Below are 9224 nucleotides of genomic sequence, written 5' to 3'. Positions count from 1 at the left end.
GGCGCGCCACGGCCGCCGCGTGCCGCCGGGCGGCCCGGCGCGTGTTGCGGGCCACGTTCGTGGCGATGCCGAGCAGCCACGGCCGCGGCGAACCGCCCTCCGCGTCGAGGCGCTCCCGCAGCCGCCACGCCTCCAGGAACGTCAGCGACACGATGTCCTCGGCCGCCGACCAGTCGGCCGTGAGCCGGAACGCGTGGTTGTAGACGGAGCGTGCGTACGCGTCGAAGAGCGCGCCGAACGCCTCCGCGTCCCCGGCCCGTATACGCGCCCGGAGTTCCCCCCTGTTTGTCTCCACGTCCCCCACCTGTCCGTACGACGAAGGCCGGTTCCCGTGACGCATGTCACATGGAACCGGCCTCGGGCCGTACGAGGGTGGCAGGCCTCGGTGAACAGGAGGGGTGAGCCCCGTTGCCGCAGACCCGTGGCTTCAGACCCCGGCGTAGGAGTGCTTGCCGGAGACGAAGATGTTGACGCCGTAGTAGTTGAACAGCCAGCAGCCGAAGGCGATGAGCGCGATGTACGCGGCCTTGCGGCCCTTCCAGCCGGCCGTGGCGCGGGCGTGCAGGTAGCAGGCGTACGCGACCCAGGTGATGAACGCCCAGACCTCCTTCGGGTCCCAGCCCCAGTAGCGTCCCCATGCGTCGCCCGCCCAGATCGCGCCGGCGATGATCGTGAAGGTCCACAGCGGGAAGACGGCGGCGTTGACGCGGTACGCGAACTTGTCGAGGGAGGCCGAGGCGGGCAGCCGCTCCTGGACCGAGGTCGCGAAACGGCCGGGCGTGCCGCCGCTCGCCAGCTTGTTCTCGTACGAGTCCTTGAAGAGGTACAGGATCGTGGCGACGGCGCCCACATAGAAGACGGCGCCGCAGAAGATCGCGGTGGAGACGTGGATGTACAACCAGTACGAGTGAAGGGCGGGAACCAACTGGTCGCTGGCGGTGTACAAGACAGTGACGGCGAGACCGAGATCGAGGAGGACCGTGGTCACCAGGAAGAGGCCCATCCAGCGGACGTTCTTCTTCAGCGCGAGCAGCGTGAGGTACACGCCTACGGCGACGGTGGAGAAGGTGATGTTGAACTCGTACATGTTGCCCCACGGCGCCCGCTCCACCGAGAGCGCCCGGGCGAGCACGCCGCCGAACTCCACGAGGAAGGCGAGCACGGTGAGGGACACGGCGATACGGCCGTAGAGGTCCCCCTGCTCGTCGCCACCATGAGCCCCGGGCCCGTCCGGCACGTCCCGCGCGCCGGCGACGGCCCGCGTCACCACCTTGGGCCGTTCCAGCACGGTGGTACCACCCGCCGTCTTCGCGGTGACCGCGGGGCCCTTCGCGCTCGCGTCGCCCTGGGCGGTCAGCGCCGCGGCCGTGCGGGCGACCTTGCTGCGGCTCCCGAAGAGCCATTCGGCGATGTACGCGAAGAAGGCCAGCGTGTACACGGCCATCGCGGAGTAGATCAGCGTGTTGCTGATGTTCGCGAGGTTTTCGTTGGTTGCGGCGGCGAGAGTCACGTCGTCTCAGCCCCTTCGGCAGGTACGGCTTGGGGGTCGGGGGTGGGGTGTTCCACACCCGGCGCGGGGGTGGGGCCGGCATCGGAGTCAGTGCCGGGGTCGGAGTCGGGGTCCTTGCTTTCGGCGTCGGCGGCTTCGCTCTCGGCGTCGGCGCCCTTGCTTTCGCCGTCGGCGTCCTTGCTTTCGCCGTCCGGCTCGTCTTGGTCCGGATCAGGAGCGCCGGCAGCCGTGTCGTACAGCAGCCCCGCCAACTCGCCCAGTTCCTCGGGGACCTTCGCGGACTCGCTGCGGCCCAGGCCGGCCATCTCGACGACCGTGACACCGTCCGCACCCGTGGTCGCGCGCACCCATACGCGGCGGCGCTGGATGAAGAGGGAGGCGGCGAGGCCGAAGATGGCGGCCAGGGATCCGATCAGGGCCCAGCCGCTGCCGGGCTGCTGGGCGATCTGGAAGCCGCCCCACTCCTTGATGCCCTTCTCGAAGGTGATCGAGCCGGCGCCGTTCGGGAGTTTCATGGTCTCGCCGGGCAGGAGCCGCTGCTTGAGCAGGTTGCCCTGGGAGTCCTTGAACTCCTTCATGTTGGTCTTGTCGAGCTGGTACACGCTCTGCGGGAGGCCCGAGTCGACGCCCAGGTCTCCGTGGTACGCGGAGAGCGCCAGCACCGGGAAGTCCAGCGACGGGAACTGGGAGAGCATCTGCCCCTTGCCCGCGCCGGCGAAGGTCGGGACGAAGAAGGCGTTGAAGCCGAGCTGTTCCTTGACGCCCTTGGCGTTCTTGTAACCGTCGAGGACCTTGATCGCACCGGTGGAGGTGACGTTGGAGTCGAGCGGCAGCATCGGCACGGGCTGGCGGAAGACCACGTTGCCCTTGCCGTCCCGGACGGTGACGACGGGGGCGTACCCGTGGCTGACGAGGTAGACCTTCGAGCCGTCGACCTCCAGCGGCTCGTTGGGCTTGATCTTGGTCGACTGCTCCTTGCCGTCGGCACCCGCGCTGTAGGTGACGGCGGCCTCGTAGATGCGCGGCGTGCCCCGGTTGGGCCCGGTCCGCTCGTACGTGCCCTTGAAGTCCTTCAGGGTGAAGCTGAACGGCGCCAGATCGTCGGGTTCGAAGAGGCTGCCGGACTTGAAGTCGTCGTACTGCGTGAGGGTGTTGGCGAACCCGTCACCCTCGATGATCAGCTTGTTGCCCTCGGACTTGAAGAGCTGGCCCCAGGCGAAGGCGACCAGCATCACGATCAGCGCGATGTGGAAGGCGAGGTTGCCGATTTCGCGGAGGTAGCCCTTCTCGGCGGCGACGGCGTCACCCGCGGTGTGCGCGCGGAAGCGCCGCTTCTTCAGCAGCGCGAGCGCGGCCCCGCGGACCTCCTCGGGCTGGGCCTCGGTACGCCACGTCGTGTACGCGGGCAGCCGGGTCAGTCGCCTGGGCGCGCCCGGCGGGCGGCTGCGCAGCTGGCCGACGAACTGCCAGGTGCGGGGCACGATGCAGCCGATGAGCGAGACGAACAGGAGGATGTAGATCGCCGAGAACCACACGGAGCTGTAGACGTGGAACAGCCCGAGCTTCTCGTAGACCGGGGCGAGCGTGGTGTGGTCCTTCGCGAACTGCTCGACCTTCATGTCGTCGACCCCGCTCTGCGGGATCAGCGACCCGGGGATCGCGCCGAGCGAGAGCAGGAAGAGCAGGATCAGCGCGACCCGCATGGAGGTGAGCTGCCGCCAGAACCAGCGGGCCCAGCCGATGACCTCGCGGCCGGTCCACGCCAGCCACCCGGCGGCGCCGGGGGCGCGGGTACCGCCGAAGGAGCCGGGCACCGCCGTCTCCACGGGCGCGGTGGACAACTGCGCCCCGGCTTCGCCGAGATCGCGCGCGTCCCGCGCCTGGGCGGACTCGTTCTCGTCGTACCGCACGTCGTCGTTCCGCAGATCGGTGTTCGGCACTTCGGTGTTCGGCACGTCAGTGTCCCGTGTCGTGCTCATGGATCAGACCCCTACGGTGAAGCCGTCGGACCAGACCTGCATCTCCTGCACGATGCGGTCCCACGCGCCGGTCAGCAGCAGCAGCCCGGTCACGATCATCATGGCGCCGCCGATCCGCATCACCCACACGTAGTGCCGCTTGATCCAGCCGAAGGTACCGAGCGCCTTGCGGAAGGCGACCGCGGCGAGGACGAACGGCACGCCCAGACCGACGCAGTACGCGACCGTCAGCAGGGCGCCGCGCCCCGCGCTGCCCTCGTTGAAGGCAAGCGCCTGCACGGAGGCGAGGGTGGGGCCGATGCACGGCGTCCAGCCGATCCCGAAGAGCGCGCCGAGGAAGGGGGCGCCCACGAGCCCGGCGACCGGCCGCTTGTGGAAGCGGAACTCGCGCTGGGTGAGCCGGGGCACTAGGCCCATGAAGAAGACACCCATGAGGATCATGAGCACGCCGAGCACCTTGGACAGGGTGTCCTGGTGCTCGCGCAGCGTCTGGCCGAAGTACCCGAACAGCGCCCCGCCGGAGACGAACACGGCGCTGAAGCCGACCACGAAGAGCGAGGCACCCGCGACCATCCGCCCGCGCCGGGCTTCGGCGAGGTCGGTGCCGCTGACCCCGGTGACGTACGAGAGATAGCCGGGAACGAGGGGCAGGACGCACGGCGAGAAGAAGGACACGAGCCCGCCGAGCACGGCGATCGGCAGGGCGAGCAACAGGGCCCCGCTGAGGACCGTCTGGTTCGGGTCGGTGGCTGCGGCGAGTTGCACGTCAGGTCACTTCTCCGCGAGGACCGGCTTGAGCATGTCGCGCAGCTTCTGCTCGCTGAGCGCCTGCAGTGCCCGCGCCGCGACCTTGCCCTCCCGGTCGATGATGAGCGTGGAGGGGATCAGCTGCGGATTGAGCGTGCCCTTCTTGAAGCGGAGCATGAGCTTGCCCGTCGGGTCGTACAGACTCGGGTAGGTGACCCCGTGCGCCTTCTCGAACGCGACCGCGGGGGTGGTGCTGGTGTCGCGGGTGTTGATGCCGACGAACTGTACGCCCTGGTCCTTGACGTCCTCGGAGACCTTGACGAAGTTCTTCGCCTCCAGGCGGCACGGACCGCACCAGGAGCCCCAGACGTTGAGCACGACGACCTTGCCCTTGTAGTCGGCGACGTCGAGCTGCTTGCCGTCGATGGTCTTCCCGGACAGGTCGGGGGCCTGCGTCCGGTCGCCCTTCGTGACCGTGGCGATGCCGTCGGAGCCGGTGACGAAGCCCGTGTTGCCCGACCCGCCGGACTTGCCCCCTGAGCCGCACGCGGACAGGACCAGAGCCGCGACGACGGCGCCGCCGGTGAACAGGGCGGCGCGACTACGCGTACGGATATGGGCAGGGGTGCGGTTCGAGCGCTGGGGGGCATGGCTGGCGGCACTCATGTGAAAAGTTTCGCATGTCCGTTCCGGGGATCTCGCGCACCCCCCTCACGGGCGGAAAACCGCATTTCAGGCGGCGTTTCCGGCGCTCTCCGAAGAGCCCGTCCCGGAGTCCGCGGGGTCCGTGGCGGAGTCCGTGGCGGCACCCTGGAGGAACTGCTTCCAGCCACCCACCGGTTGCTGCCCGACGTCCAGCGTCCGCAGCTTGTCCAGGACGGCCGGATCCTGGACATCCAGCCAGTCCACGAACTGACGGAACGACACCAGGCGTACGTCCTTCTTGCCCGCGATGCGCTTCAGCGCCTCCTCGACGGCGTCCATGTAGATGCCGCCGTTCCACTGTTCGAAGTGGTTGCCTATGAAGAAGGGTGCGCGATTTGTCTCGTATGCCCGGTTGAATCCGCTGATGTACGCCTCGGTGGCCTGCCTGCGCCAGCCCGGGTAGTTGGCGGGGGGCGCCTGGGTGGAGTTCTGCGACTGGTTGGCGAGGATGTTGTAGTCCATCGAGAGGACCTCGAAGGTGTGGCCGGGGAAGGGGATCGCCTGCAGCGGCAGGTCCCACACGCCCCGGCTCTTCTCGGGCCAGATCTGCCGGCCGCCCGGCGAGGAGGCGTCGTAGCGCCAGCCGAGTTCGCGGGCCGTGGGCAGCAGGTTGCTCTGGCCGAGCAGACACGGCGTGCGGCCGCCTATGAGCTCCTTGTCGTAGTCGAAGGGCAGCGCGGGTATGTCGGTCCAGCCCGTGTTCGTACGCCACTCCTTGACGAAGGACTTCGCCTGCTCGATCTCGCTGCGCCACTGCACGGACGTCCAGTTGGCGACCGTGCCCGTGCCGGCGCAGAAGTGACCGTTGAAATGCGTGCCGATCTCGTGGCCGTCCAGCCAGGCCTGCCGGACGTACTTGAGGGTCGACTTGATGTGTTCGTCGGTCAGATAACCGATGTCGGAGGCGCCCGGCACATTGTTCGGCGGAAGATACTTGCGCTTTTTCGACTCGGGCAACAGATAAAGCCCGGAGAGAAAGAACGTCATATGCGCGCCGTGGTCCTCGGCGGCCTTCAGAAAACGCGGGAAGACACCGTTCCCGACATCCCCCGCACCGTCCCAGGAAAAGATCACGAACTGCGGCGGGGTCTCGCCGGGTTCGAGGGGTATGGGCTTGTCAGGCTGGTTGGGCTGCTTGCCGGTGTGGGCGGTGGAGCCGTCACCGATGGGACGCTCGGTCTTCTTGTTACCACCGTTACCGCTCCCGGCTCCCTTTCCGGAGTCTCCGGAACTCCCGGAACCTCCGGCCTCGCTGGAACCGTCTCCCAGTGTGGTACCGCACCCCGCCAGCCCTATGGCCGCCACAGCACCGGCCCCGAGCCCCAGCATTCCCCTTCGACTGATGTCGCGCATTCCAACCCCGATCGTCGCGCGCCCCGTACTCATGCCGGATGGACACCGAGTTAGAGGGCACGACGAACATGGGGGTTCCAGCGAACTCACATGTATTTCAGAGATTGCAAGGAAATACGCTCAGATAACCCCCCACATACGCTTTGTAACGGGGCGCACGCCCAGAGCTCGCCGTACCCACACCGGGGGCCCGCGCCCCGCAAGGGGCGCGGGGAGCCGGGACGCGGGGGATGGGGCGCAGGGCTGGGAGGGACCGGAACGCTCAGGCTTGGCGCGCGGGAGGACGAGCGCGCGAAGGTCCGGAACTCAGAACCAGGCCGCGGGGAAACCACGCCCCCACCCAAGCCCCGCAAGGGGCGCGGGGAACTGCGCGCCCAGCCACACCCGACCCGCAGCCCCACCACAACCGAAACCAACACCCCCCAGGGGCGCGAGGGCACTCAGGCGCAGAGAACTGGGGCACACAGAACCAGGCCGCCAAGAAACCACGCCCCCACCCAAGCCCCGCAAGGGGCGCGGGGAACTGCGCGCCCAGCCACACCCAACCCGCAGCCCCAACCCCACCCCAACCTCAACCCCACCAAGACCCCAAACCCAGCGGAGCGCCTACGCTCCGAAGGCCTTGTCCTTCCCCTTGACCCCCTTGGCCCCCGCCAGCAAATGAACCGGCACAAGATCCCGAGCCGGCTCGGTGTAACCGACCGACACGATCTTGTCGCCCTGGTACGTGAACGTCGTCAGCGAAGCGAGCGTGCACTGCCTCTTGCGCGGGTCGTGCCACAGCCGCCGCCGCTCCACGAAGCTGCGCACGATCCAGATCGGCAACTGGTGGCTCACACACACGGCCTCATGCCCACGCGCCGCGTCCTTGGCCGCGTCCAGCGCCCCCATCATCCGTACGACCTGCTCCAGGTACGGCTCGCCCCAGGACGGCTTGAACGGGTTGACGAGGTGCTTCCAGTTCTCGGGTCTGCGCAGCGCGCCGTCGCCGACGCCGAAGGTCTTGCCCTGGAAGACGTTGTCGGCCTCGATCAGCCGAGGGTCGGTCGCGAGATCCAGCCCGTGCAGCTCCGCTATGGGCGCGGCGGTCTCACGGGCCCGCTCCAGCGGCGAGGAGACGACATGGGTGACATCCCGCGAGGCGAGGTGCTCGGCGACCCGATCGGCCATCCGGCGCCCCAACTCGGACAGGTGGTAGCCGGGCAGACGCCCGTACAGAATCCCGTCCGGGTTGGCGACCTCGCCGTGCCGCATCACATGTACGACGGTGATGTCACTCATACTGCCGTGGCCTCCGCTGCTGCCCGTGCCGCCGCCGGAAGGGCGTCGGCGATCCGCTGGATCGCCCGCTCGTCGTGTGCCGTCGAGACGAACCATGACTCGAAGGACGACGGGGGCAGATAGACGCCCTGCGCCAGCATCGAGTGGAAGAAGGCGGTGAAGCGGTACGACTCCTGCGCCTTCGCGTCCTCGTAGTTCCGTACGTCCCTGTCCGTGAAGAAGACGGAGAACATGTTGGAGGCGTTCTGCAGCCGGTGCGCCACGCCTTCCTTGGTGAGCGCGTCCGTCACCAGCGTACGGACCTGCTCGGACACCGCGTCGACCCTGTCGTACGCGGCGTCGTCGAGCAGCCGCAGCTGCGCGAGCCCGGCGGCGGTCGCGACGGGGTTCCCGGACAGGGTGCCCGCCTGGTAGACGGGCCCGGCGGGGGCGAGGTGCGCCATGACATCCGCCCGGCCACCGAACGCGGCGGCCGGGAAGCCGCCGCCCATGACCTTGCCGAAGGTCATGAGATCGGGACGTACGCCGTCGATCCCGAACCATCCGGCCTTGCTGGTCCGGAACCCGGTCATGACCTCGTCGGAGATGTAGAGGGCGCCGTTCTCGGCGCAGACGTCACTGAGCCCCTGGTTGAACCCGGGGCCGGGCGGCACGACGCCCATGTTCCCGGGCGAGGCCTCCGTGATCACGCAGGCGATCTCGCCGGGATGGGCGCGGAAGGCTTCGCGCACCGCCTCGAGATCGTTGTACGGGAGGACGATGGTGTCCCCGGCCTGGGCGCCGGTGACGCCGGGCGTATCGGGCAGCGCGAAGGTGGCGACCCCGCTCCCCGCGGCGGCCAGCAGGGCGTCCACGTGACCGTGGTAACAGCCGGCGAACTTGATCACCTTGGCGCGCCCGGTGAATCCGCGCGCGAGACGGATGGCGGACATGGTCGCCTCGGTGCCACTGGACACGAGACGGACCTGCTCGACGGGTTCGACCCGGGCGACGATCTCCTCGGCCAGCGCGACCTCGCCCTCGCCGGGCGTCCCGAACGACGTGCCGCGGGATACGGCTGCCTGGACGGCAGCGTTCACCTCGGGATGGGAATGGCCAAGGATCATCGGCCCCCATGAACAAACGAGGTCTACGTACTCCCTTCCGTCGGCATCCGTCAGGTACGGACCGGTGCCGGACACCATGAACCGGGGCGTACCGCCCACGGCGCGGAACGCTCGCACGGGAGAGTTCACGCCGCCCGGCGTGACGGCAGCCGCACGGTCGAAAAGAGTCTGCGAAACTGGTGCTTCGTACGGATAGCTCACACAAGCATGGTGTCAGAGGCTTCGAAGATCCTGCGGAGAGGTGTTTCAACGCACGTTTCGGCGGGCGGCCGTGGGGGAGGTCACTGACACGATGATCGGGTTGCGTCGCGGGGGTCGCGCGCCTTAGAAAAGCATTCGGGTGGAGATATGCATCGCGGTGGCGGACTGGGCGAGGGGACCGATGACCTCGGTCCTCGGCGTGCCCGGCGGGGAAGGCACCGGCGCGAGGCGGAGGCGGCCGAGGCACGGCAGACAGAGAGTGAGCTCGAGCGGAGCGATCGGATCGATGGGATCAACCGGATCCATCAGATCGATGCCCCCCGGGCCGGGAGCAGGAATGGT

Annotated in this window: 8 protein-coding genes; all 8 read right to left on the bottom strand. The window is 68.5% G+C overall.

Going from position 1 to position 9224, the window contains the following annotated elements; genetic code table 11:
- Positions 1–295: RNA polymerase sigma factor (locus FE633_RS33160; protein ID WP_281291304.1), on the bottom strand; the 295-nt coding region annotated here is incomplete at its 3' end.
- Positions 296–427: 132 nt separating this feature from the next.
- Complete coding sequence (ccsB, locus tag FE633_RS33155; protein ID WP_138048872.1) at positions 428–1510, bottom strand: c-type cytochrome biogenesis protein CcsB; 1083 nt, start codon at positions 1508–1510, stop codon at positions 428–430.
- On the bottom strand, positions 1507–3489 hold the full coding sequence (gene resB / locus FE633_RS33150) for a cytochrome c biogenesis protein ResB (protein WP_138048871.1): 1983 nt from the start codon (positions 3487–3489) through the stop codon (positions 1507–1509). Before resB ends, ccsB begins: the two co-directional genes overlap by 4 nt.
- Before the next feature lie 3 nt (positions 3490–3492).
- Positions 3493–4254 (bottom strand): cytochrome c biogenesis CcdA family protein, encoded by a 762-nt coding sequence (locus FE633_RS33145; protein WP_138048870.1) that lies wholly within the window; start codon positions 4252–4254, stop codon positions 3493–3495.
- Between the two features lie 6 nt (positions 4255–4260).
- Positions 4261–4902 carry a TlpA family protein disulfide reductase gene (locus tag FE633_RS33140; RefSeq protein WP_138048869.1) on the bottom strand — a complete coding sequence of 214 codons (642 nt, stop codon included), beginning with the start codon at positions 4900–4902 and terminating at the stop codon, positions 4261–4263.
- 66 nt (positions 4903–4968) lie between these two features.
- Complete coding sequence (locus tag FE633_RS33135; RefSeq protein WP_138048878.1) at positions 4969–6294, bottom strand: polysaccharide deacetylase family protein; 1326 nt, start codon at positions 6292–6294, stop codon at positions 4969–4971.
- A 606-nt stretch (positions 6295–6900) separates the two neighbouring features.
- Positions 6901–7575 (bottom strand): histidine phosphatase family protein, encoded by a 675-nt coding sequence (locus FE633_RS33130; RefSeq protein WP_138048868.1) that lies wholly within the window; start codon positions 7573–7575, stop codon positions 6901–6903.
- Positions 7572–8882, bottom strand: coding sequence for a glutamate-1-semialdehyde 2,1-aminomutase (gene hemL / locus FE633_RS33125; RefSeq protein WP_138048867.1), 1311 nt, complete (start codon positions 8880–8882; stop codon positions 7572–7574). Before hemL ends, FE633_RS33130 begins: the two co-directional genes overlap by 4 nt.
- Positions 8883–9224: the final 342 nt, after the last annotated feature.

This window comes from Streptomyces montanus (genome assembly GCF_005786655.1).
GTDB classification, from domain to species: domain Bacteria; phylum Actinomycetota; class Actinomycetes; order Streptomycetales; family Streptomycetaceae; genus Streptomyces; species Streptomyces sporangiiformans.
The sequence above is the reverse complement of the archived record's forward strand: the minus strand, read 5'-3'. Positions and strand labels throughout refer to the sequence as shown.

Coding starts and splice junctions, on each gene's coding strand:
- FE633_RS33130 (WP_138048868.1), bottom strand. CDS start 7,575: ATGAGTGACATCACCGTCGTACATGTGATGCGGCACGGCGAGGTCGCC.
- resB (WP_138048871.1), bottom strand. CDS start 3,489: ATGAGCACGACACGGGACACTGACGTGCCGAACACCGAAGTGCCGAAC.
- FE633_RS33135 (WP_138048878.1), bottom strand. CDS start 6,294: ATGCGCGACATCAGTCGAAGGGGAATGCTGGGGCTCGGGGCCGGTGCT.
- FE633_RS33140 (WP_138048869.1), bottom strand. CDS start 4,902: ATGAGTGCCGCCAGCCATGCCCCCCAGCGCTCGAACCGCACCCCTGCC.